Source organism: Tistrella mobilis, from assembly GCF_041468085.1.
Lineage (GTDB): Bacteria > Pseudomonadota > Alphaproteobacteria > Tistrellales > Tistrellaceae > Tistrella > Tistrella mobilis_A.
Map to the genome: position 1 here is coordinate 28,557 of NZ_CP121016.1, position 23,782 is coordinate 52,338.

General features: G+C 62.9%; 19 protein-coding genes and 2 pseudogenes. 7 read left to right on the forward strand and 14 right to left on the reverse strand.

What is annotated here, in order from left to right:
• Positions 1–142: 142 nt before the first annotated feature.
• Positions 143–673, reverse strand: a pseudogene (locus P7L68_RS05495) (LysR family transcriptional regulator); the annotation flags it as partial.
• Positions 655–1,887, reverse strand: a complete 1,233-nt coding sequence (locus P7L68_RS05500; protein ID WP_372000095.1) for an MFS transporter — start codon at positions 1,885–1,887, stop codon at positions 655–657. The pseudogene P7L68_RS05495 and the gene P7L68_RS05500, both read right to left, overlap by 19 nt.
• 108 nt (positions 1,888–1,995) lie before the next feature.
• Here P7L68_RS05500 and P7L68_RS05505 point away from each other — a divergent pair, with 108 nt between their 5' ends.
• Entirely contained in the window at positions 1,996–2,487 is a 492-nt protein-coding gene (locus P7L68_RS05505; RefSeq protein ID WP_372000093.1) for a winged helix-turn-helix transcriptional regulator, read from the forward strand.
• Between the two features lie 232 nt (positions 2,488–2,719).
• On the opposite strand, the gene P7L68_RS05510 is transcribed toward P7L68_RS05505, so the two are convergent.
• The 4 genes and pseudogenes from P7L68_RS05510 to P7L68_RS05525 form a co-directional block, all read right to left on the reverse strand.
• Positions 2,720–3,448 (reverse strand): class I SAM-dependent methyltransferase, encoded by a 729-nt coding sequence (locus tag P7L68_RS05510; protein WP_372000094.1) that lies wholly within the window; start codon positions 3,446–3,448, stop codon positions 2,720–2,722.
• 333 nt (positions 3,449–3,781) lie between these two features.
• A pseudogene (locus tag P7L68_RS05515) lies at positions 3,782–4,638 on the reverse strand (IS5 family transposase).
• A 158-nt stretch (positions 4,639–4,796) separates the two neighbouring features.
• A complete protein-coding gene (locus P7L68_RS05520) occupies positions 4,797–5,219 on the reverse strand; it encodes a DUF2442 domain-containing protein (protein ID WP_371999999.1) in 423 nt (140 codons plus the stop codon).
• On the reverse strand, positions 5,206–5,451 hold the full coding sequence (locus tag P7L68_RS05525) for a DUF4160 domain-containing protein (RefSeq protein ID WP_062766013.1): 246 nt from the start codon (positions 5,449–5,451) through the stop codon (positions 5,206–5,208). The genes P7L68_RS05520 and P7L68_RS05525 overlap by 14 nt, the downstream gene beginning before the upstream one ends.
• A gap of 159 nt (positions 5,452–5,610) precedes the next feature.
• Between P7L68_RS05525 and P7L68_RS05530 the strand changes: the two genes are divergently transcribed.
• The 3 genes from P7L68_RS05530 to P7L68_RS05540 all read left to right on the forward strand — a co-directional run bounded on the left by P7L68_RS05530 (position 5,611) and on the right by P7L68_RS05540 (position 9,041).
• Complete coding sequence (locus tag P7L68_RS05530; protein ID WP_372000001.1) at positions 5,611–6,573, forward strand: tyrosine-type recombinase/integrase; 963 nt, start codon at positions 5,611–5,613, stop codon at positions 6,571–6,573.
• Positions 6,574–6,889: 316 nt separating this feature from the next.
• The gene (locus P7L68_RS05535) at positions 6,890–7,777 is read left to right on the forward strand and encodes an ArdC family protein (RefSeq protein WP_372000003.1); all 888 of its coding nucleotides are present in this window, start codon (positions 6,890–6,892) and stop codon (positions 7,775–7,777) included.
• A 988-nt stretch (positions 7,778–8,765) separates the two neighbouring features.
• On the forward strand, positions 8,766–9,041 hold the full coding sequence (locus tag P7L68_RS05540) for a hypothetical protein (RefSeq protein WP_372000005.1): 276 nt from the start codon (positions 8,766–8,768) through the stop codon (positions 9,039–9,041).
• A 77-nt stretch (positions 9,042–9,118) separates the two neighbouring features.
• On the opposite strand, the gene istB (P7L68_RS05545) is transcribed toward P7L68_RS05540, so the two are convergent.
• The 6 genes from istB (P7L68_RS05545) to istA (P7L68_RS05570) form a co-directional block, all read right to left on the reverse strand.
• Positions 9,119–9,889: an IS21-like element helper ATPase IstB gene (gene istB / locus P7L68_RS05545; protein WP_296707843.1), complete on the reverse strand. Its 771-nt coding sequence runs from the start codon at positions 9,887–9,889 to the stop codon at positions 9,119–9,121.
• Entirely contained in the window at positions 9,886–11,337 is a 1,452-nt protein-coding gene (gene istA / locus P7L68_RS05550; protein WP_322111280.1) for an IS21 family transposase, read from the reverse strand. The genes istB (P7L68_RS05545) and istA (P7L68_RS05550) overlap by 4 nt, the downstream gene beginning before the upstream one ends.
• A 366-nt stretch (positions 11,338–11,703) precedes the next feature.
• Entirely contained in the window at positions 11,704–12,930 is a 1,227-nt protein-coding gene (locus P7L68_RS05555) for an aminotransferase class III-fold pyridoxal phosphate-dependent enzyme (RefSeq protein ID WP_372000008.1), read from the reverse strand.
• Positions 12,927–14,420: an ABC transporter permease gene (locus tag P7L68_RS05560; protein WP_372000010.1), complete on the reverse strand. Its 1,494-nt coding sequence runs from the start codon at positions 14,418–14,420 to the stop codon at positions 12,927–12,929. Before P7L68_RS05560 ends, P7L68_RS05555 begins: the two co-directional genes overlap by 4 nt.
• Positions 14,421–14,605: 185 nt before the next feature.
• Positions 14,606–15,370 (reverse strand): IS21-like element ISPve1 family helper ATPase IstB, encoded by a 765-nt coding sequence (gene istB, locus P7L68_RS05565; protein ID WP_372000012.1) that lies wholly within the window; start codon positions 15,368–15,370, stop codon positions 14,606–14,608.
• Complete coding sequence (gene istA, locus P7L68_RS05570) at positions 15,367–16,836, reverse strand: IS21 family transposase (protein ID WP_372000014.1); 1,470 nt, start codon at positions 16,834–16,836, stop codon at positions 15,367–15,369. The genes istB (P7L68_RS05565) and istA (P7L68_RS05570) overlap by 4 nt, the downstream gene beginning before the upstream one ends.
• Positions 16,837–17,018: 182 nt before the next feature.
• Here istA (P7L68_RS05570) and P7L68_RS05575 point away from each other — a divergent pair, with 182 nt between their 5' ends.
• Complete coding sequence (locus P7L68_RS05575; RefSeq protein ID WP_372000016.1) at positions 17,019–18,251, forward strand: IS110 family transposase; 1,233 nt, start codon at positions 17,019–17,021, stop codon at positions 18,249–18,251.
• A 257-nt stretch (positions 18,252–18,508) separates the two neighbouring features.
• Here P7L68_RS05575 and P7L68_RS05580 read toward each other — a convergent pair whose 3' ends face one another.
• Both P7L68_RS05580 and P7L68_RS05585 read right to left on the reverse strand, forming a co-directional pair.
• Positions 18,509–19,945, reverse strand: a complete 1,437-nt coding sequence (locus tag P7L68_RS05580) for a heavy metal sensor histidine kinase (RefSeq protein WP_372000018.1) — start codon at positions 19,943–19,945, stop codon at positions 18,509–18,511.
• Positions 19,917–20,609: a heavy metal response regulator transcription factor gene (locus P7L68_RS05585; protein ID WP_003097513.1), complete on the reverse strand. Its 693-nt coding sequence runs from the start codon at positions 20,607–20,609 to the stop codon at positions 19,917–19,919. The genes P7L68_RS05580 and P7L68_RS05585 overlap by 29 nt, the downstream gene beginning before the upstream one ends.
• A gap of 253 nt (positions 20,610–20,862) precedes the next feature.
• Between P7L68_RS05585 and P7L68_RS05590 the strand changes: the two genes are divergently transcribed.
• Positions 20,863–22,767, forward strand: coding sequence for a copper resistance system multicopper oxidase (locus tag P7L68_RS05590; protein WP_372000034.1), 1,905 nt, complete (start codon positions 20,863–20,865; stop codon positions 22,765–22,767).
• Between the two features lie 25 nt (positions 22,768–22,792).
• Positions 22,793–23,773 carry a copper resistance protein B gene (locus P7L68_RS05595; RefSeq protein ID WP_013391821.1) on the forward strand — a complete coding sequence of 327 codons (981 nt, stop codon included), beginning with the start codon at positions 22,793–22,795 and terminating at the stop codon, positions 23,771–23,773.
• Positions 23,774–23,782: the final 9 nt, after the last annotated feature.

A 23,782-nucleotide genomic window follows, 5' to 3' on the forward strand; every position in this document is an offset into this window, starting at 1 on the left:
CGCAATCTGGGAAGAAATAAGAAAAATTGCCATCTGCAATCGAGCTTTAGCAGGTTGCCGAAGAACGATCAGCGCTGAGCCTTCATCGGAACCCTCGCGGGATACCCCTCCCTTAAGGAAGGGGTATCCCGCGAAATTCCCGATGACAGTCGGAAAACTCGGGCGCGCCCGCCACGAATGTCAGGTCCAGCCTGTTGGCCCGAAGCCGCATGACGCTCTTTCGGGCGGCGCCCTCGGCGATCTCCACGTCAACGCCCGGATGCTGCTCTCGGTAGCGTTCAATCAGGGTCGCAAGAAAGCTGCCGGGGATAAGAGCATGGATACCGACGCGCAGCCGACCGTGCTCTCCCCGCGCCACCATGCCGGCGGTCCTGACCGCATGGTCGAGTTGGTCGATGCTGGCTGTCACCCGCTCGACGAAATGGCGGCCGGCTTCGGTCAGGCGGACTCCTCGTGCGTGACGCTCGAACAGCAGGATGCCAAGGTCGTCCTCCAGAGCCTTCACGCCGGCACTGACACTGGATTGCGCCACGCCGAGTGCATTGGCGGCGTGGCGGAAATTCAGATGCTCGGCGACGGCGAGCGTCTGAACCAGGGCAGTCATTGGAATGCGGCCGCTGTGTAGTTGAGGTGCGGAGTGCATCCGCGTATTTCCTAGCCGACGGCGGCGCATTTTGTCGCCTCCTTGCTGATTAGCAAGCGATGCGTGAACGCCCAAGTCAACAATGCCGCCGCGCTGAAGGCTGCCCCCAATACCGAAACCCCGATCCAGCCGGCATGGGCATAAGCCATCGTCGCGGCAATGGCCCCGATGGCGCTGCCGAGGGAGTAGAACGCCATGTAGCCACCGACGAGACGGCTGCGCGCCTGCGGATGCCGGTCGAAGATGATACTCTGGTTAGTGACGTGTATTGCTTGCACCCCGAGGTCTAGCAAAACCACACCGACGAAAAGGGCAGGAACGAACCACGGCAAAAGTGCGATCAGCCCCCATGACGCCAGCAGAAGTGCAAGCGAGACGCCCGTGGTCCATTGGCCGAAGCCTCGATCCGCGAGCCGGCCCGCGCACGTCGCTGCGATGGCTCCGACCATGCCAAGCAGTCCGAACAGACCAATTTGGGTATGGGAGTAGTCGAACGGCTTGGCGCTGAGCGGCAGCACCAGCGCGGTCCAGAACGTGCTGAACGACGCAAAGATCAGCAGGGCGAGGATGCCGCGAACAAGCAATATCCGATCGGTCAGGAATAGGATGGGGATCGAGCGCAGCGTTGCGGCATAGCTGTCGGCGCTGTCTGGGGGCAGGTTGCGCGGCAGGACACGAAGCAACAGGCCGACCATCGCCAGTGTGAGAGCCGCCGATGTCAGATAAACGGCGCGCCAGCCGCCGAGATCAGCGAGCACCCCAGCAACGAAGCGTGCACCGAGGATGCCAATTACTACACCGCTCGTCACTGTACCGACAGCCTTGCCGCGCTCGGCGGGCGTGGCGAGCGTTGCCGCAAAAGAAACCAACACCTGAACGACCACGGCGAGCAACCCTACCGCCGCCATGCTGGCCAGCAGGATCGCCTCCGTCCTTGCCGTGGCGACGGCCACCAAAGCGATAGCGGACAAGAAGCCTTGGCCAACGATGAGACGACGGCGATCAACCAGATCGCCCAGCGGCACGATGAAGATCAGGCCTAACCCATAGCCAGCCTGCGTCAGCGTCACGACGAGGCCGATGGCGGCAGGTGAAATACCGAAATCCTGTGCCATCGAGTCGAGCAAGGGTTGCGCGAAATAGATGTTGGAGACGCTGAGACCGGCGGCGATGGCGAAGATCAGCGTGGTGATCCTCGGCAATCCGCCATCCGGCCGGTGCTGTGGGCTGTTTCTGTGCTGCATGATGATCCCGTCTGTGAAGCTCAATCTGGTTTCATATTGAGACCACTTGCATACACGGAAATCTAGTTCTATTTTAGAACCAGATTTGGATGATGGAGATCGGTGATCATGGTCAAACGGGTCAGCCTTTGGGATGCCGGTTGCCCGGTAGCGCGGGCGCTGGATGTCATTGGCGATTGGTGGTCGCTGCTGATTATCCGCGACGCTTTCGATGGTGTGCGGCGTTTCGGCGAGTTTCAGACAGGCCTCGGCATCGCCAAGGGGATGCTGGCGACGCGGCTGCGCGATCTGATCGAGCGTGGCATCCTGGAACCCGCACCAGCTTCAGATGGCTCCGCCTACAAGGAGTATGTCCTGACCGAGAAAGGACGTGGGCTTTTTCTTGTCATTGTCGCACTGCGCCAATGGGCCGAAGACCATCTCTATCACCCGAACGAACCGAAATCCTCACTGCTGGATACCAAAACTGATGCTCCCGTCGCCCGATTAGAATTGCGTGCGCAGGACGGCAGACTTCTGGATTGGAGCGATACCGCAGTGCGGAAACCGACAGCAGCTGAGTCCCGACCCGCGTCGGTCAGGCGGGCAAGGCACGCATGACGCTCGAACAGGAAGATGCCAAGGTCTTTCTCTAAGTTCAATCATAAGCGCGTTTGCGCTTTGACTGGCTTGCACCGAGTGCTTCTGCAGCGTGCCGAATATTCAGAGCTCAGCGACCTCTATGCCTGGCTTATAGATGCCATGGGTATTTTAGGGACCGAGCGGTGCTCGGTCCCTCTCGTTAGCCTTGTTGCGCCTTCTCGCAACCACGCACCGCGCGAAAGGAGGCGCGTCAACGCGCTGCGGATATGAGAAGCATCATCGGCCTCTCAATCTCATCCTTTAGTTCAGGATTGGTTCTGATCTGCTCGGCAGACGGTGCGAACTCCTCAACGGCCTGAATTGTAAAGCCGGCTTTGATCAGAGTGTTCAGCGTTGTGCCTATGGTCCGATGATACTTCAGCACACCCTTGGCAAACCAGTCGGTGCGACGTTCGCCTTCAATTGAATAACGATTGACCGGCCAAGTCATTCGTCCATCCTCATCTCTGATCCAATGGGGATGAGATGCGGCCATGAAGATCGGATGCTCAATTGTGAACACGAGGCTTCCACTTGGCACTAGAGCTTGGTGAAGCATTTGAGCCAGTCGCGGAAAGTCCTTGACGTAGTGGAAAGTCAGGGCGCTGTAAGCTAAATCAAAAGCTGCCGCTGGCAACTCTACTATTTCTATATCCGCCTTTCGGTATTCGATTTCCGGATCGGCGGTGTCCGCTTTTGCGCGGCTGATCATGTTATCGGACAGATCGAGAGCAAGGACTGAAGCCGCCCCTTGCTCGCGCATCCACCGCGAAGCCCAGCCGAAACCACACCCGAGATCGACCACACGTTTCCCCGCCAGATCGGGCAACATTGCTTGGATCGCGGGCCACTCGGGAGCACCGTTCAAGCCATGCACTTGGCGAGGTAACTGACTGTAGCCAGAGAAAAATTCGGGATTGTCGTAGATATTCTGTGCCATGATAAACTCCATCTATGGTGATGGACGAGGCACAGTGCTCATGCAGGAAAACCTCGTCCACGAGGGGCGAGGTCGAGGTATCGTCCGCTAACGATCGTTTATTGCGGCCGAGCTCCCGACATCCCGCCAATTGGGATGCCGGCCAAACGGGCGACAATGTGGGTATCCTTCTCAATCATGACAAAAGGATAATTTCTGGCACCGGAGGCGTCAACACTGGTCTTGCTTCACCGTCTTTGTCAATAAATGGAGGATCGGCTGCCTTGGTAGTATGCCAATTTTGGCTACGGATATCAGTTGCCATCTACTATGAGAGTCCGTCCGAGAAGTTATCTATGATTTCCGGCTCCTTGCGATTCTCCGCATCATGATCCGGATCATGGCGAGGCGGAGGAATGCCAAAGCCATCCGTGAGAGGTTCTCGAAGTCTTTGGCCAGCCTGCGGCAGCGGCCGAGCCATCCGAAGGTCCGTTCGACGATCCAGCGTTTGGGCAGGACCTGGAAGCCCTTTGCGGTATCGGAACGCTTGACGATTTCCAGGTGCCAGACGCCGAGTTCACGCACGGCGGCAGCCGTGGCGGCCCCCTGGTAGCCACCATCGGCGAAGATGCGCTCGATGAACGGAAACAGGCGGCGGACCTCCTTCAGCACCGGCAACGCGCCGTCCCGATCCTGGATGTCGGCAGGCTGGATCTGCGCTTCCAGCATCATGCCGAGCGTGTCGACGACGATGTGCCGCTTCTTGCCTTTGACCTTTTTGCCCGCGTCATAGCCCGACGGATCGATCCGCGCCCCCCTTTTTCCGCGCTTTTGACGCTCTGGCTGTCGATGATTGCGGCGCTCGGTCCGGCCTCTTTCCCGGCCAGCTCGCGAACATCCACGAACAGGGCATGGTGGATCCGCGCCAGCGTGCCATCCCATTCCCACAGACCCAGATATTCATGCACCGTGCTCCGCGGCGGCAGATCCTTGGGCAGAGCCCGCCATTGGCAGCCAGTCATCAGCACATGGAACACGCCGTTCAGAACCTCGCGGACATCGACCGTGCGCTGTCGGCCGCCGCGCTTCGCGGGCGGGATCAGCGGTTCGACCAGCGCCCATTCTTCATCCGTCAGGTCGCTCGGATATCTCAGGCCCGGCCGTTCATAAATCCGGCGGGTTTCCGTCGTCCACATTCTGTCCGCTCCCATTTCCTCTGGCGCGGCATAGAATCACAACGGATTCACCGGATTCAATAACCTTCCGGACGGGCTCTGAGGCATGGGAAGGTAGATGCGGTGTTGGTCGTGCCCGGGAGTATTGGGAGAGATTTCCATTGAAGGGCGAGCACCAGTCGTCGCATGCGATCTTAAGCCGACGACGAGGGTGATACTTTGCGGGGACGGCCGCCTTTGCGGCCATTCTCACGGGAGCTGGCTACCTTCGCGGGGCTGCGTATGCGGCCTCCGGCCGCGCCGAGTTGAGCGGCCATCCAGCGCTTGGATCCGAGCTGGCCAGCCATGAGGCCAGGCACATAGAGGTCTGCATCGAGCCGCGGCCAGTGAAGGCCCAGACCCGAGGGGGTGATTTCGATAACGGCGAGGTCTTCCGGTGAGGCGCCGGTCAAGCCCTCGGCCAAGCGCGGCGGAAAGCTGATCTGCACATCCGTGTTGAGCTTGACCACTACACGCGCGGTGCGCCGATCGTAGCGGGCGGCCACGGCATAGCCCGCCTGACGGTGTGCTTGAGTGCGCTTCTCTGCCTGGATGAATTCCTGCTCAGAAACGGCCATGGATATCCCTCCATTCGGAGCATAGGACGGCGAGGTTGGCAGCCAGATCCGATTTGATGCGGGCCACATCCGATCGATTGAACCCATAATTCTCGCGCAATTCAGGCGGGCCGTCGGGGCAATTCAGGACAAACACCGCTTCCCCGTCGCCAATCACATGGACGTGGGCGGGACGATGGTCGTTCGGGTAAATCGCGACCCGCAGGCCGCCGATGCGCAAGATCGTAGGCATATCTCACTATACCAAAACCTAACCGCTTAGGAAATATAAAGACCACCTCCACCCTTGTTAACGTTCCGGCCGGCAACATCCCCCTCTCCCCACGCTTATATTTATGATAACGTCCTTTATCAGTGTTTTAAGAACCCCCTCACTCCACGGCACCCGCCCATGCCCCTGATCCCCGCCACACCACCCGGCCTGCCCGCCACTCCACCCCTCATCGCCGCCGCCGGCGATCCGGCCCGGCTGCGCTTCCTCGAATTCTTCGTCGCCCGGATCCGCAACCCGCACACCCGGCGTGCCTATGGCCGGGCGGCAGATGACTTCCTCACCTGGTGCAGCGGCATCGGGCTGACCGCGATCGGTCAGGTCCAGCCGCTGCATGTCGCGGCCTGGGTCGAGCTTCAGGGGCGGCACTTCGCCGCGCCGACCGTCAAGCAGCGCCTGGCCGGGCTGAAGCATCTGTTCGACTGGCTGGTAACCGGCCAGATTCTGCCCGCCAACCCGGCCGCGTCGGTGCGCGGCCCGGTGCATCGGGTCAAACGGGGCAAGACCCCGGTTCTGGAGGCGGCCGAGGCGCGGCGGATCCTGGAGGCGATCGACGTCTCAACCCCGATCGGGCTGCGCGACCGCGCCCTGATCGGGCTGATGGTCTACAGCTTCGCCCGGATCGGTGCGGCCCTGGCCATGCGGGTGGAGGACGTCTATGTCCAGAACCGGCGCCTCTGGGTGCGGCTGCACGAGAAGGGGGGCAAGCGTCACGACATGCCCTGTCACCACAATCTCGATGCCTGGCTGCACGACTATATGGAGGGTTGTGCGCTGGCGGATGACCGGCGGAGTGCCCTGTTCCGGACCATCGCCCGCGGCACCGGCCGGCTGAGCGACCGGGCGATGCAGCAGGCCGATGCCTATGCGATGATCCGGCGCCGGGCCGCGGCGGCCGGGATCGAGACGCCGATCGGCAATCACAGCTTCCGGGCCACGGGGATCACCGCCTATCTCAAGAACGGGGGCACGCTGGAAAAGGCGGCAACCATGGCCAACCATGCCTCCACCCGCACCACCCAGCTTTATGACCGGCGGCCGGATGAGGTGACGCTGGATGAGGTGGAGCGGATCTTCGTCTGACCCTCTGGCTGGTGCTCTGCGATCTCCGGCATCTGATCAAAACCCCGGCCCTGAAGATGGGGAACCCAGGTTCCCCGCGGCGCAAGGGGCAAGCGCCGGCGGCGGTGCCGCCGTCGTCGATCGCGGGGTCTCCCCAGCCTTCGGCGGCAGGGCGCCTGCAGGCCGGCGCGCAGCGCCGCCCCGGGCCCGGGCCCGGGGTGGGTGATCCCCCTCCCCGCGATCGACCCCTCTGAGCTGCGCCGCTTCCCCTCCTTCGTTCGCCACTTGGGCGTTGTCGGTCGATGAAATCGACCGACACATCAAGACGGAGGAGACCATGAAGCAGGATCTTCACGCCGAGGTGACCGCCCGGATCGTGGCGCAGCTTGAGACGGGTGTGCGGCCCTGGATGCGCCCTTGGACGACGGGGGAGAGCGTGGCAGGCCGGCCGCTTCGGGCCACGGGTGAGCCCTATCGTGGAATCAACACGCTCATTCTGTGGGAGGCGAGCCTCATCCGCGGCTATCATGCGCCCACCTGGATTACCTTCCGGCAGGCCCGGGCGGAAGGCGGCACGGTCCGTCGGGGTGAGCGTGGGACCACGGTTGTCTACAGCTCTGCCCTCACCCGTACCGATGTCGATCCGGAGACGGGCCAGGAAGCAGAGACCCGGATCCCGTTCCTGAAGAGCTATACGGTGTTCAATGTCGAGCAGTGCGACGGACTGCCGGACCGATTGACGGCCCCGCTTCCGGCGTGCCCCGAACCTGAGCGGATCGCTGCCGCCGAAGCCTTCATCGCGGCGACGGGTGCTCGCATTGAGGCCGGGGGTGGGCGTGCCTTTTATGCGCCGGCCCGGGATATGATCGGCATGCCGGCACGCACTGCCTTCCGCGACGCTCATGGCTGGTACGCCACCCTCTTGCACGAGCTGACCCATTGGACCGGTCATCCCGCCCGGTGCCATCGCCAGTTCGGCCGGCGCTTCGCCGATCAGACTTACGCCCGTGAAGAGCTGGTTGCCGAGCTTGGCGCGGCCTTCCTGTGCGCGGATCTGGGCGTTGCACTCACGCCGCGCGAGGACCATGCCGCCTATCTCGCGAGCTGGCTCGATGTGCTCAGGGCAGACAAGCGTGCGATCTTCCAGGCCGCGAGTTTTGCGGCACGGGCGGTCGACTATCTCCATGCGCAGCAGGCGGCGGCATCGGGGCAGGCTGTCGCGTAGCTATAAAAATGCACTTACATCACTGTATATGCAGTGATGTAAGTGCATCTTAATGTATCATTGGTCTGCATGCACGGCATGCGATGCCTGCGTGGCAGAGGCGGACTTGTTATTTGGAGTAAGTTTAAGTAATTTCAATGAGTTGAAGGAAGGTGACTTCACCGTGCGGACGGGGATGGTCCCAATCTGCGGGTCATTGACTCCCAATGTGCCGAGGCTTTTCCGCACGGGTGGGAATAGCTCCTTCTGCCAGATTTGAGTGCGCCCCGCCGTTGATTGCGATTTTGGTGCATGTTTTCGCTATGAAAATCGTTCGCACTAACCGCTATCGACAGGACATGACTCGTATCGGCGCGATCGACGAGGAGGTTCGAGCTTCGGGGTCGAGGCAAGCTTAACGGTAGACGAGCGATCTACTTTATCATGCTGTCCGATGGCATCGTGGTGATGGTCGCGGCTTATGCAAAGAACGAGAAAGAAGACCTGTCGCCGACAGATCGCAAAGCAATCCTGGCAGTGATCGAGGAGATCGATGGATGAGCGACAACCGGACGGACCTCGGATATGCCCTCGAAGAGGGGCTGCGCGAGGCTCTGACATGGAAGCGGGGTGAACTGCCCCTTCAACCTCGGATCGTCGATCCGATTCGGTGTGCCCTCAGGGACGCTGAACAACTGGCTCCAGGGGCGTCATAGTCCGGATCCGGCCGGCCGCGCTTATCTGACCGTCATCGCCAATGCGCCGGAGACGGTAATGGCCGCTCTGCAGAAGGATGCCGCAGGGCATACCAACCGTACGAAGGAGCGGCCTGCCCACAACGCTTGGGCTCCTGTCATGGAGACGCTCTGATTGCATGTCATGCGATGTGGACGGTGCGGCGACAAGTTTGTTCTTTGGAGAGAGTTTCATTAATTTCAATCAGTTGATTGGCAGGGAGTTCCCCCGCGTGGGCGGGGATAGACCCCCGTTTTGACCGGGGCGGATCGACATGGCGCCGGCCCACCCGACCGACTGGAAAGAGACGCCCGACACCGTTACGGCGATGATGCGCAATGGTGCCGATCTCGCGTCGGCGGGCGGGAAGGCGGCGGGCCGGGTGATGCGGGTGCGCACCGCGATTTCACCCGAGCGGCACCGGGCGGCGTGCAACCAGCTTTTCGGTCAGGAATGCTGCCGGGTGGACGATCATGTCGGGCTGGGCCATATCGATCTTCACAGTGTCAACGGCGGAGCAAAACCAGGCCATTGGGCGGCGCAAAAGTAGGCCACTTGGCGGCGCATTCGGGGAACGTCGGGAGGGCGTAGCCCGACCAGAGTTTCCCGAATGCGGCGTCGGCGTTCTTATGGGGTGACGGCGTCGGTTTTTCGGGCCCTGCTTTGCGCGAGGCGATAGCTGTCGCCATTCATCTCGAGGATGCTGACGTGGTGGGTCAGGCGGTCAAGGAGCGCGCCTGTGAGGCGCTCGGACCCGAAGGTTTCGGTCCATTCGTCGAAGGGCAGATTGCTGGTGATCAGCGTCGATCCGCGTTCGTAACGCTGGGAGACCAGTTCGAACAGCAGCTCCGCTCCGGTCTTTGACAGCGGCACAAAGCCCAACTCGTCGATGATGAGCAGCTTGTAGCCGGCCATCTGCTTCTGGAAGCGCAGTAAGCGGCGTTCGTCGCGCGCCTCCATCATCTCGCTGACGAGCGCGGCGGCCGTGGTGAAGCCCACGGACAATCCCTTCTGGCAGGCCGCCAGCCCGAGACCGATCGCAACATGGGTCTTGCCCGTGCCGCTGGGCCCGAGCGCGATGACGTTCTCGCGCCTTTCGATCCATTCGCAGCGCGCCAGTTCCAGCACCAGCATCTTGTTGAGCTTCGGGATGGCGGCGAAGTCGAAGCTGTCGAGGCTCTTGGCGGCCGGGAACTTCGCAGCCTTGATGCGGCGCTCGACCATCCTGCGTTCCCGGTCGATCAGTTCCAGCTCGACCAGCCTGGCAAGATAGCGAACATGATCCACGCCCTCGACCGCGCATTGCCGGGCAAGCTTCTGGTGCTCGCGCAGGAAGGTCGGCAGCTTCAAGGTCTTGAGGTGATGAGCGAGCAGGAGTTCGGGAGCATCGCTGCTCATGCCGGTTCCTCCTCACGGTCCAGCAGGCGCATATAGGCCTTGGCCGACGTCTTCTCGACAGTGGCTCTGGGCAGATAGGGATAGATGTCGAGGTCCAGCCTGGGCGGCCTGCGCTCGGCCCGGCACAGGACGAGGTGCTTCACGGCATCGAAGCTGATGGCGCCCAGATGCAGCGCCTGCTTCACGGCTGCGTGCAGGTCGGCCAGATCGAAGCTTTCCATCAGGCGCAGCACCTGCACATAGGCGCGCCGGCCCTGTTTGCCCATCCGCGCCTCCATGAGACGGCGCAGTGTCGTGAACGCCTCCGGCAGTTCCCAGCCCTGCAAGGGGGCCGCCTGGTCGAGCGCGTTGATCTTCTGCTCGATCAGCGGCAGGTAATGCAGCGGATCGAAGACAACCTCTTCGCGCGCATAGCTGCGCGGATGGCGGGCAATGATCTCCCCGCCGCAGCCGATCACCACCGCGTCGACATAGCCACGGATCCAGACGTCCTGGTGGCCGAAGGCGACCGGAACGGAGTAGTCGTTGGTTCTGTAGCGCACCAGCGCCTGCGAAGTGACCCGACCGCTGGCCTGGTCGCAGGCCTCGAAGGGCGATGCCGGCAGCGGGCGCATCGCCGCCAGATCGCGCAGCAAGCGTTCGCCGATCGTCTCGCTCTCGCCGCGCAGCCGGTCACCCTGGCGCTTGCGGCACTGCTCCTCGAGCCACAGGTTGAACGCGTCCCACGATGCAAAGCGCGGGATCGGCACCATGAAGTTGCGCCGCGCATAGCCGACCAGTCCTTCGACGCTGCCCTTGTCATTGCCCTTGCCGGGCCGGCCATAGCGGTCCCGGATCAGGTAGTGGGACAGAAAGCCGCTGAACAGCGCCGCCCGCTTGCGCGTGCCGTCGGGCAGAATCTTCGCCACCAGGCAGCGGTCGTTGTCGTAGACGATCGACTGCGGCACAGCCCCGAAGAAGGCGAAGGCATGGATATGGCCGTCCACCCACGCTTCGGCCACCGCCGCAGGATAGGCGTGAACATAGCACGCATCGCTGTGCGGCAGATCGAGCACGAAGAAGTGCGCCTTCTGCTCCACGCCGCCGATCACCACAGTCGCCTCGCCGAAATCGGCCTGCGCATGGCCTGGCGGATGCGCCAGCGGCACGAACATCTCCTGGCCGCGCCGCGCCCGGTCGCGCATGTAGTCCTTGATGATCGTGTAGCCGCCGGTAAACCCATGTTCGTCACGAAGGCGATCAAAAACGCGCTTGGCCGTATGACGCTGCTTGCGCGGGACCGCACGGTCCGCCTCAAGCCACTGATCGATGATCGGGATGAACGCGTCCAGCTTCGGGCGTCGCACCGGAGCCTGCCGCCGATAGCCGGGCGGAACCGAATACGCCATCATCTTGCGAACCGTGTCGCGCGATATGCCAAAATGCCTTGCTGCCTCGCGTTGGCTCATGCCCCTGTCGCAAGCCACGCGAACCTTCAGATATAATTCCACGGTGTAGATCCCTCGTCCCTCCCTGCGCCACGCAGAAAAGGGAAAAGTGGACGACTTTTACGCCGCCCGCAGCGGGACTATCCCGCCGCTACCGTGGTCGACTTTCTCACCGCCGTTCTCACAACCTTTAGTGATCTTAAAATGAATTAATTGCAACGAAGGGGTGGAGCGTTCCCCCAGCCGGGGGCGGCCTCACGCTTCAGCCTGCGACTGTGCAGTCAGGGCGCAAGCGGGCGAAACCGTTGAAGCATCATCCCCCGGATGGCATCCGGCCAAGCGTGAATGTTTCCAGTCACGTAGGCGCTGCAGGCTGCACCTTTGTCTTCAGCCCGCCAGGCTGGACGCCATGGCGTCAAACCTGGCAAGCGTCTCGTCCACCTCCGCATCGCTGGCTGTCAGCGGCAGGCTCAACCCCACGGACCAGCGGCCTTTTTTCGTCGTGGACAGGCCCGCGGCGTGGCAGCGCGCCACCAGCCCGCCATCTTCTTCCTCGGGCGATCCGGGAAAAGCCACCGCCAGCAGCGCGCCCAATCCTCTGGGCGTCACCTCGATACCGCGCGTCCGGGCGATGGTGGCAAGCCCCTCCCGCAGGCGCAAACCGATCTGCTCGGCCCGTTGCTCCAGCTTGTCGCGTGCGACGATATTCAGGGTGGTCAGGCCCGCTCGCGCCAGCAGCGGATTCTTTTCGTGCGTGTAATGCCCCACGTCCAGTTCCGGGGCGACATCGACCTTTCGATCCGCGATCACTGCGGCCAGGGGCAGCATGCCGCCACCCAGCGACTTGCCCAGGACGGCGATGTCGGGGCAGACGCCGAAGTGCTCGAAGGCAAAGAACCGGCCCGTCCGGCCCAGGCCCGAAGGGATCTCGTCGAAGATCAGCAGGGCGCCGTGGGCATCGCACAACTGCCGGACCTCGGGCCACAGCCACGCGGGCGGGACGTGACAATTCGATCGCATCGGCTCGGCGATGACAGCGCAAATGCCGGTGGCGCTGTTGGAAAAGGCGCGGCGGATCTCTTCGATCATGCGCTCTGCGCCGCCGTCCCGCCAATATGGCGCCACGTGATGGCGTCCGGGCAGATGCGGGCCAAGCCGGGGGTCCAGCGCGGATTCGGACAATCCCAGCGCGCCGAACCCGTTGCCGTGATACGATCCGTCGATCGAGATCGTCTCAAACCGCCCGGTGCAGGCGCGGGCCAGCCGCATGGCGATCTCGATCGCATCGGAGCCACTGGGCGCCAATAGCACCCCCGCGCTGCCGCCCGGCCAGCGGTCTGCCAGCGCCTCGGCCAGTTTCACCGCCGGGCGGTTCGTATAGCGGCGGGGGCAGAACGGCATCTCTTCAAGCTGGGCGATCAGCGCCTCGCGGATCTCCGGGTTCCCGTGGCCCAGCAGATGTGCGGTATTGCCGTGCAGGTCGATCAGTCGGCGGCCATCGGACTGCTCGATCCAGACGCCTTCGACATGCCGCAATGAGGCAAGGACGGGCGAGGACGAGCTTTGATGCAGGAAAACCCGCGCATCGCGCAGGGCCAGTTCGTCTTTGGTCACGAGATGATCCTTTCCTGGCGCGGCCTGATGGCGGTCCGGCGTTCGATGGCCGAGAGCGCTGCCATTGCCGCCAGGGCAAGGACAAGCAGCGCAACGCTTTTCGCGGCGGCCGGGCCGAAGTCGGAAGAGTTCGCGTCGTTGAAGATGGAAATGGCGGCCAGCTTGTAGTCGCCCGAGACGAGGAAGATCACCGATGACAGCGTGGTCAGCGCATCGATAAAGACATACAGCGCCCCCAGCATCAGCGGTACGCGCAACAGCGGCAGGACGACCAGCCACAACCGGGCGCCAAGACCGGCGCCCAGCCCCTCGGCCGCCTCGTCCACGCTGCGGTCCAGCCGTTGCAAGGCCGCGCGGCCTGCCAGCACGCCGACGAACAGGTTGCCGAACACGACGTTCAGCACCAGAATGGCGAACCCGCCGCTCAGCGACAGCGAGCGCAAGCCAAATGGGGCGTTGAAGGCAAGGATATAGCCGATGCCGAACACGATCCCGGGCAGGATCGCGGGCAGCAGGGTTATCAGGAAAATGATGTTCGCACCCGGAGGGCGCAGCCGCTCGACCACATAGGCGATCAGCACCGCCAGCACCCCGCCGACCGGCGCGGCCACCAGCGCAAGCCGCAGGCTGTCGCCCACTTCGCGCAGGCCGCTGCCGGCCGCCGTGCTGCCGGGCCGGAAATGCGCCAGCGTCAGCCCCCAGTCCACGCCCCAGATGCGGGTGAACGCCCCCAGCACGAGCGTTGCATAGACCATCAGCACCGCGATCCCGATCGTCACCGCAATGGCGCCCAGCACCCGCCGCACCGCCGCAGGCACTGGCGGTCTATCGGTCGAGGCGACCCCGGCGGCAACAAAGCCGCGCCTGCCGCCCGCAAGCTCGAGCACCACATACAGCAGCAGCGGCGGAATCAGCAGGATCACGCAGATCGCTGCTGCAAGCTGCATGTTCCGATACGCGATGATCTGGTCATAGATCACCTCGGCCAGAACGGGGAAACCGCCCCCCAGAAGCATCGGGTTGGAAAAATCGGTCAGGCTGAAGATGAACACCAGCACGATTGCCCGCTTGAGCGCCGGATAGCCCAGCGGCAGCACGACCCGGCCCAGCACCGCAGCATAGCTTGCGCCAAGACCGGATGCTGCCTCGGACAGGCGCGCATCCGCGCCCCGAAAACCGTTGTCCAGCACGATCAGCGCCGCCGGCAGAAAGGCCAGCGCCTGCGCGATCAGGATTCCAGCCGGGCCATAGATGTTGACGTGATCGGCATCGATCAGCCCGAGCGTCCGGTCCAGCAGTTCACTGGTAATCAGCCCTCGGCGGCCGAACAGCATCAGCGTTGTCGTGGCCATCAGCACCGGCGGCGCGACCAGCGGCAGCAGCAGGACCGCCCGCGTCAGCCCGGGGCGGGACAAGGCGCGCGCATTCAGCCCATAGGCCAGCGCCAATGCCAGCGAGACGGTCAGTACGGTCGATGCCGCCGCCAGCACAAGGCTGTTCAGGGCAGCGCGGCGAAAATGGGCGGTGGTGTCAACGGCGGTGCAATATCCGGCCACGCGGCGGAGTAAAATCCGGCCACGCGGCGGTGACCGGCGCCATGGCGCGCGCGCTTACCAGATAGCTGGCGCGTGCCATGGCGCATTGGCCCCTTGGGCCAAAACAGCACCATCTGATTTCAGGACTTTTGTTGCTGCTTTCGGGCAGTGCTGTTGGCGAGACGATAACTCTCGCCGTTCATCTCGAGGATGCTGACGTGATGGGTCAGCCTGTCGAGCAGTGCGCCGGTGAGGCGCTCGGAGCCGAAGGTCTCGGTCCATTCATCGAAGGGCAGATTGCTGGTAATCAAGGTCGTGCCGCGCTCGTAACGTTGCGAGATCAGCTCGAACAACAATTCGGCGCCGGTCTTGGACAGCGGCACAAAGCCCAGTTCGTCGATGATCAGCAACTTGTAACCGGCCATTTGCTTCTGAAAGCGAAGCAGACGGCGCTCGTCGCGGGCCTCCATCATCTCACTGACCAGGCTCGCGGCGGTGGTGAAGCCCACGGAGAGCCCCTTCTGACAAGCCGCCAGTCCGAGGCCAAGGGCGATATGCGTCTTGCCCGTGCCACTTGGGCCGAGGGCAATGACGTTCTCGCGACGGTCGATCCATTCGCAGCGGGCCAGTTCCAGCACCTGCATCTTGTTGAGCTTCGGAATGGCGCTGAAGTCGAAGCTGTCGAGGCTTTTGACCGCGGGGAATTTGGCGGCCTTGATGCGGCGCTCGACCATCCGCCGCTCCCGGTCAATCAGCTCCAGTTCGACGAGGCGGGCAAGGTAGCGGACATGGTCCATGCCTTCGGCCGCGCATTGCCGGGCCAGCTTCTGATGTTCGCGCAGGAATGTTGGCAGCTTCAGGGCCTTGAGGTGATGGGTGAGCAGGATTTCCGGGGCGTCGTTCATGCCGCGTCCTCTGCATCGCTCGACAGCAGCCGCATATAGGACCCGGGCCTGGTCTTATCGACTGTCGTCCGCGGCAGATAGGGATAGCAGTCCAGGTCCAGCCGGGGCGGACGGTGTTCAACACGGCAAAGCAGCAGGTGCTTTACGGCGTCAAAGCCGATCGCGCCCATCTGAAGCGCCTGCTTTACCGCGGCATGCAGGTCAGCCAGATCGAAGGTCTCGAGCAACCGCAGGACCTGGACGTATTCGCGTCGGCCATGCCGGTTCATGCGAGCTTCCATCAGCCGGCGCAACGTTGCGAACTCCTCGGGAAGCTCCCAACCTTGCAACGGCGCGGCCTGATCAAATGCGTTGAGCTTCTGCTCCAGCAGCGGCAGGTAGTGGATCGGGTTGAAGATGAGTTCATCGCGATCCCAGCACCGGGGATGGCGGGCAATGACTTCGCCCCGACAGCCAATCACCACGTCATGGACATAAGCCCGGATCCAGACATCCTGATGGGCAAAGGCGACCGGCACCGAGTAGTCATTGGTCTTGTAGCGCACGAGCGATTGCGACGAGACGCGGCCGGTGTCCTGATCGCAGGCGTCAAAGGGTGAAGCAGGCAAGGATCGCATCTCTGCCAGATCGCGCTGCAGCCGCTCGCCGATCGTTTCGCCCTCACCGCGCAGGACATCCTGCTGGCGCTTGCGGCATTGCTCCTCCAGCCAGAGGTTGAACGCCTCCCAGGTCGCGAACTCGGGGAGCGGCACCATGAAGTTGCGGCGGCAATAGCCCACCAGGCCCTCGACATTCCCCTTGTCGTTGCCTTTGCCGGGGCGGCCATAGCGATCCCGGATCAGGTAATGGGATAGAAACCCGCTGAACAGGGCGGCCCGCTTGCGGGTGCCATCGGGCAGGATCTTCGCCACCAGGCACCGGTCGTTGTCATAGACAATCGACTGGGGGACCGCCCCAAAGAAGGCAAAGGCGTGGATATGGCCGTCCACCCAGGCCTCGGCCACAGCCGCCGGATAGGCGCGGACGTAACAGGCGTCGCTGTGCGGCAGATCCAGAACAAAGAAGTGGGCCTTCTGCTCGACACCGCCGATCCTGACCATCGCCTCGCCGAAGTCAGCCTGCGCATGGCCCGGGGGATGCGCCAGCGGCACGAACACTTCCTGGCCCCGCCGTTCCCGCTCCCGAATGTAGTCCTTGATGATCGTGTAGCCGCCGGTGAACCCGCATTCGTCACGCAGCCGGTCGAACACCCGCTTCGCGGTGTGCCGCTGCTTCCGCGGCATGGAGCGATCCGCCTCAAGCCAGCCCTCAATGATCGGGATAAAGGGATCAAGCTTCGGCCGCCTGACCTCGGCCGTCCGCCGGTAGCCCGGTGGCACCGAGAACGTCATCATCTTCGCAACCGTATCACGGGAGATGTTGAAGGCCTTCGCCGCCTGACGCTGGCTTGTATGAATTCCACTCATCGGGCCGTCTCCTGGTAGGATGTTTGGCCTGATAGCCGGGAGAGGGTCGCCGCGTTGCGCTCGAAGGATGATCTTCGTGCATGAGATTGGCGCCCTCGCCCGGTGCTTTTTGCCCGAACGGTATCCGGCGGTGTCGTGGCGAGGGGGCGGATGACCGCCCCGATCGGGGCGGTCATCCGCGCATGGACAAGCAGGGGCACGAGCACCGGCTCCGAGGCTTCCGGCTCATCCGCACGGGAGGCGCCATGCAATTCGTCGGCATCGACATCGCGTCGGAAACCCATGTCTTCGCCATCCTTGATGCGGACGGCACGGTCCTGGCCAAACCCAAGCCGTTCACCGAAGACGCGGCCGGGCACGGCGCGTTGCTGGCCGCGCTGGCCCCGCCGGGTGAGGCGCTGGTGGTCATGGAGGCGACCGGGCATTACTGGAAGAACCTGTTCGCCGTGCTGGCGGCCAAGGGCTACGAGGTCGCCCTGATCAACCCGCTGCGCACCCACCGCTTCCAGGGCGAGAGCCTGGAGCGCACCAAGACCGACGCCATCGACGCCCTCGGCCTGGCCCGCTTCGGGCGGGAAAAGCGCCCCTCCCCGACCCGGCTGGGCAGCCGGGCCAGCGAGGAGCTGCGCGAACTGGTTCGCCACCGCGACCGGCTGCGCCAGGATTTCGACGACCGCGTCCGCCAGCTCCGCCGGCTGGTCGATCTCGGCTTCCCGGAATTCCGACGCTATGTCCGCACGCTCGACAGCATGCTGGCCACCGCCATCCTGGCGGAATACCCCACCGCCGAGGCCGTCGCCAAAGCCACGCCACGCCGGCTCGCCAAGCTGCGCTACGATGGCCGCCACGCCGTCGGAAGCGAACTGGCCGACCAGATCATCGCCGCGGCCAAGCGCTCGGTCGGCCAGCACCACGGCCCCGCCTACCGCGTCCAGGTCCGCGACATCTGTCAGGATCTCGATCTGTGGCGCCGCCGCTTGGCCGACCGTGACGACGACATCACCCGTCTGCTCGACGAGCACGAGGTCGGCTCGCTGCTGACCTCCATCGACGGAATCGGTCCCAGCACCGCAGCACGCCTCATCGCCGAACTCGGCGATCCGGCCCGCTTCGACAGCCCCGCAGCCCTGGCAGCCTACGTCGGCGTCATCCCAGCCCTGCGCCACTCCGGAAAGCGCCGCCCCACCCGCGCCGGCATCACCCCGATCGGCAACGCGCGCCTGCGCACCGCCTTGTGGATGCCAACCCTCACCGCTGTCCGCCGAAACCCGTGGCTCAAAGCCTTCTACGACCGACTGCGCGCACAGGGAAAGCCACCAAAGCTCGCCCTCGTCGCCGCCATGCGAAAACTCCTCGTCGCCGTCTACGCCGTCGCCAAGGCTCGAAAACCCTTCGTGCCAAAGCTCGCCGACTGAAAAAAGCGCTTGCTCAGCGTGACGGTATCTCATGCCTGCCGCGCAGGCCTGGCGAACCCTGAGATATAGTTCCACGCTGAAAATCCTCGCGCCCTCCCTGCTGTCGCAGAAAGGGAAAGGGTGGACGACTTTTACGCCGCCCGCAGCAGCTCCATGCCGCCGCTTCCGTGGCCTAATTTCTCACCGCCGTTCTCATAGATCCAAGAATCAAGCGAAGAGATACGCCAGTTGGCTGTACGGACCGCAGCGCACTCGGACTACTGCCGCAGATGGGGCAATACCAAGTCAAACCTGGTGACAAGCTCACTGGAGGTCACGGCGACAGAGCCACCATGCGCCTCCGCAATCGATTTCACGATGGCAAGGCCAAGACCGGCGCCCGCCGTATTTCGTTGCCGTGCCGGATCAACTCGGTAGAAGCGATTGAAGAGCTTTGGTAGATCAGGCTCAGGAATTCTCTCACCGGGATTGACCACACTGATCGTTGTCCACTGCTCATCCTGCGAAAGCAAGACCGTGATGCTCTTGCCGCGAGGAGTGTGTCGAATTGCATTCGAGAGAAGATTGTTCAGCGCCCGGGTGAGCATTTCCCGATCCGCTGCCATGCTGCCGATCGCCCCTTTAACACCAAGCGCAATGCCGCTATCTTCTGCCAGCGCCTCGAAATAGTCGAAAAGACTCCGCACCAATTCGGAAAGATCAATGGTAGACAGACGCAAGTTGCGGGGGTCATTTTCCATTTGGGCAAGAAACAGCATGTCTCCAATCATGCGTCCCATCCGATCAAACTCTTCCAAATTTGAATAGAGGATTTCTCTGTATTCCTCGTTGCTGCGCGGCTGGCCAAGCGCTACGTGAGTCTGCGTGACCAGGTTGGTGACGGGGGTGCGCAACTCGTGCGCTATGTCTGCGGAAAAGTGTGATAGCCGGGTGAAACCTTCCTCGATTCTCGCCAACATATCGTTGAAGGCGAATACCAGTTCCGCCAGTTCGATCGGCACATCCCGAGGATCCAACCTCACATCCAGCTTTGAAGAGCGAATCGCCCGAATCTCTTCATTGACCTTGCGAATCGGCAGATGGCCCCACTGCACCGCCAGCCAAGCCACACCGAGCGCCAGACACATGACCAAGCCGGTTGCCCACCAAAGCATGCGCTTGAACTCCGCCAGGAAGTCGAGATGAAAGCCGATGTCCATGGCGGCGACGATGCGGTAGCCGGACGCCGCTGAATCGTCAGCAGGCAGTTGTACCACCACACCTCGATATGACCTCTGATCCTCGTGCCACACGATCAAATCGTCAGCGGTGATGCGGTTCACCAACTTTTTGTTACTGTCAAGTTTCGACAGGTCAGGACCGGGCGTGGCATAGATGCTATTGCCAGACCCATCGTAGACGCCGTACGTCATCCCATGATGTCCTGCGACTGCGTTGGCCAAGTGTTGCTTCAGTTCGTCGCTTGCGATGTCACTTGCAAGCTGGTGCAAGGGCTGAGCCAAAGCGGCTGTCACTGCCTCCAGTTCGTGGGCATCCTGTTGAGCAAAGTGGTGCTCCAACGACCGGAGAATGACCCAGTTGAACACAAGAAACACCAAGGTCGTGGCGATACCAACCAGGGCCGTGACCCTCAATGCAAGCGACGCTGGACGGCTTTGCCGCGGCTTATGGCGCAGGGGCATCATCGGGCGCATCGAGCGTGTATCCCATTCCACGCACGGTGTGGATGAGCTTCGGATTGAACGCATCGTCTATCTTCGCGCGTAGGCGGCGGATGGCTACATCGATGACGTTGCTGTCGCTGTCGAAATTCATGTCCCATACCTGCGACGCGATCAGAGAACGTGGAAGGACTTCCCCCTGGCGACGGGCCAGGAGCTCAAGCAACGCGAACTCCTTGCTGGTGAGATTGATGCGTTGGCCAGCGCGCGTTGCACGTCGGCGCGCCAAGTCCAGTACCAAATCGGCAACCTGGATGCGATCAGGCTGGCTCGGAGCGCTTCCGCGTCGCAGCAGCGTCCGCACCCGCGCCAGCAACTCAGAGAAGGCGAATGGCTTGACGAGGTAGTCGTCCGCTCCCAGTTCCAATCCCTTGACACGGTCGTCCACACCGCCACGCGCCGTCAGAAAGAGTACAGGGACCTGTTTACCGGCATCTCGAAGGGCACGCACGATGCGCCAGCCATCGACATCCGGCAGCATGACATCCAAGACCACCAGATCGTATGTCTCGCCCATGGCCAGGTGGTGTCCGTCCAATCCGTTGCGCGCCAGATCCACTACGAATCCCGCCTCCATGAGACCTTGGCGGACGTAATCCGCCGTCTTGTTCTCGTCTTCAACGACCAGCAGTTTCATCGCATGTCCCATGAAATCGCTGCGGCGCAGAAAAATAGCCGCTCACGATGTACGCATTCATCCACTTCAATCAGCAATTTACTGGTTGCCAGCTTCCACGAACATGACACGAACATTACATGAATGTAATTCAAGGGTCATTCGGTGGAAAGTGCCCAACCCATAGCATGACCTGCATTGCGTCGAACTGTGCCGCTCAGGATGGGGTGGCGTTTAGAACGACTTCCGAGTCATCTATGGAGGATTTCAGGCCATGCCGCCTCGTTCACCCTTTTTTATCGTGCCCCCACAGGGCCTTTCTCGTCGGCGTTTCGTCCAAGGGTTAGCCGCCGGCGGCGTTCTCGCTGGGCTGTCCACGCCGGCGTTCAAGGCATTTGCCCAGCAAGGCTCCGCGGCGCGCGGTGCCGCCCCTGTGCTAAAAGGCACCGAGTTCGACTTGGTGATCGCCGAATCGCCCGTGAACTTCACGGGCAAGCCAGGCGTGGCTACGACCATCAACGGCTCGCTGCCGGCACCGACATTGCGTTGGCGCGAGGGTGACACCGTCACAATCCGTGTGACCAACAAGCTGCGTGAAGCCACATCCATCCACTGGCACGGGATCATCCTGCCGTATCAGATGGATGGCGTGCCGGGCATTAGCTTCAAAGGCATCGCTCCCGGCGAGACCTTCACGTACCGCTTCAAGGTTCAGCAAAGCGGCTCCTACTGGTACCACTCGCACTCCGGCTTCCAGGAACTCACGGGCATGTACGGGGCGATCATCATCGACCCCGCTGGCGCCGAGACCATCCGCGCCGACCGTGACCACGTGCTGCTGTTCTCGGATTGGACCGACGAAGACCCGATGCGGGTGTTCACCAAGCTCAAGTCCCAAAGCGACTACTACAACTACAACCAACCTACCGTCTTCGACTTCTTCCGGGACGCCTCGCGCGACGGCATGGCCGCTGCGATCGACAAGCGCAAGATGTGGAACGAGATGCGGATGAATCCGACGGATCTCGCCGATCTGTCCGCCGCCACGCTGACCTATCTGGCCAACGGCGTCACCCCCGCCGGCAATTGGACGGCGTTGTTCCGACCGGGGGAGCGCGTGCGGCTGCGCATGGTCAACGGTGCGGGCAACACCTTCTACGACGTACGCATTCCCGGACTGAAACTCACGGTGGTGCACGTCGATGGTGTTGACGTGGAGCCGGTGACGGTCGATGAGTTCCGATTCGGTCCGGGCGAAACCGTCGATGTGATCGTCCAGCCACGGGATGACGCTTACACGATCTTCGCCCAGGCGATGGACCGGACAGGCTACGCGCGTGCCACGCTGGCCGTGCGTGAAGGTCTTCAAGCTCCCGTGCCTGCCCTCGATCCGGTCGAATGGCTGACCATGAACGACATGATGGGCGGCATGATGGGGGGCATGGACCATGGCGGGTCCGGCCAGGCCATGGAGATGACCGGGATGACGGGCATGACGGGCATGACGGGCATGACCGGGATGACCGGGATGACCGGGATGGGCTCGGGTTCGATGTCCGGGATGGATCATGGGGCGATGGCTGGCATGAACCACGGTGGCATGGCGATGGATCACAGCCAACACGCCGCGGCTGCGGGGGGACTGGCCGTGCCCAGCACTACTGCCCGCCACGCTCGCACCGAGTATGGTGCCAGCACGGACATGCGCGTTGACATGGCGCGCACCAACCTCGATGACCCCGGCATTGGACTGCGCAACAACGGTCGGCGCGTGTTGACCCTCGCGGATCTGCATACCCCGTCGGGGCCGCTGGACAAGAGAGGCCCTGGCCGGGAGGTCGAATTGCACCTCACGGGCAACATGGAACGCTACGCATGGTCCCTGGACGGGCTGGAGTTCGGAAAGTCCACGCCGGTGCACTTCAAACACGGCGAGCGGCTGCGGGTCATTCTGCACAACGACACCATGATGACCCATCCCATGCACCTGCACGGCATGTGGAGCGAGCTGGAAAGCCCCGACGGTCGCTTCCTTGCGCGCCGCCACACCCTGCCGGTGCAGCCGGCACAACGCATCAGCTTCCTGGTGACAGCCGACGCGCTCGGCCGCTGGGCGTGGCACTGCCACCTGATGTTCCACATGGATGCCGGCATGTTCCGCGAAGTCGTGGTGTCTTGAACCCAGCGCACAAGGAAGACCAAGAATGTCCAAAGCACTCCCCACTCGCGCACTGGCCACGACGCTACTGGCCCTGGTAAGCGTCGCCGCACAGGCACAAGCACAGAACGACCATGCTGCGCACGGCCAGGCCGACTCTCAAACGGCCGCGCCATCCACTCAGACCGTGGCTCCTGCCGCCGACCCGCACGCGGGTCACGCGGCGTCGGCGAGCGGCTCGACCGCGGCCCCGGCCATGGATCACGGCAACATGCAGATGCAGGGCGGGTCGGCGCCTCCTGACGCCCGCGATCCGCATGGCTACTCCAATGGCCTGACATTGGGATCGGGCGACTACGCCGTACCCGGTGTGCCGCGGCTGATGCTGGCCGACGAACACAGGTTCTTCTCGTTGCGCGGCGAAACCCTGGAACGCCGCTTCACGCGCAAAGGGGACGATTCCACGGCCTACGACCTCCAGGCGTGGTATGGGACGACCTACAACAAGGCCGTCGTGAAGGCCGAAGGCGATATCGCCAAAGGAAAGCTCGAAGAATCGCGTACCGAGCTTCTCTGGGGGCACGCCGTCGCACCGTACTGGGACACCCAGCTCGGCATTCGGGTGGATAACGGCGAAGGCCCGAGCCGTCAATGGTTGGCTTTCGGCATCCAGGGCCTCGCCCCCTACTGGTTCGAGCTGGAGGCGACGGGCTACGTGGGAAGTGGCGGACGTACGGCGCTGCGTGTCGAAGGCAGCTACGAGCTGCTGCTGACCCAGCGACTGATTCTGGAGCCTCGCGCCGAGTTGCAGTTCTATGGCAAGGACGACCCGGAACGCGGTATCGGCAAGGGCTTGGCCGAAGCGTCTGCTGGCTTGCGCCTGCGCTATGAATTCAGTCGCCAGTTCGCCCCCTATATCGGCGTGGAACGGGCGGGCAGCTTCGGACGCACCGCGGACTATGTGCGTGCCGAAGGCGGCCGCGCGCAGCAGACGCGCTGGGTGGCTGGCGTGCGATTCTGGTTCTAGAACCTAGCG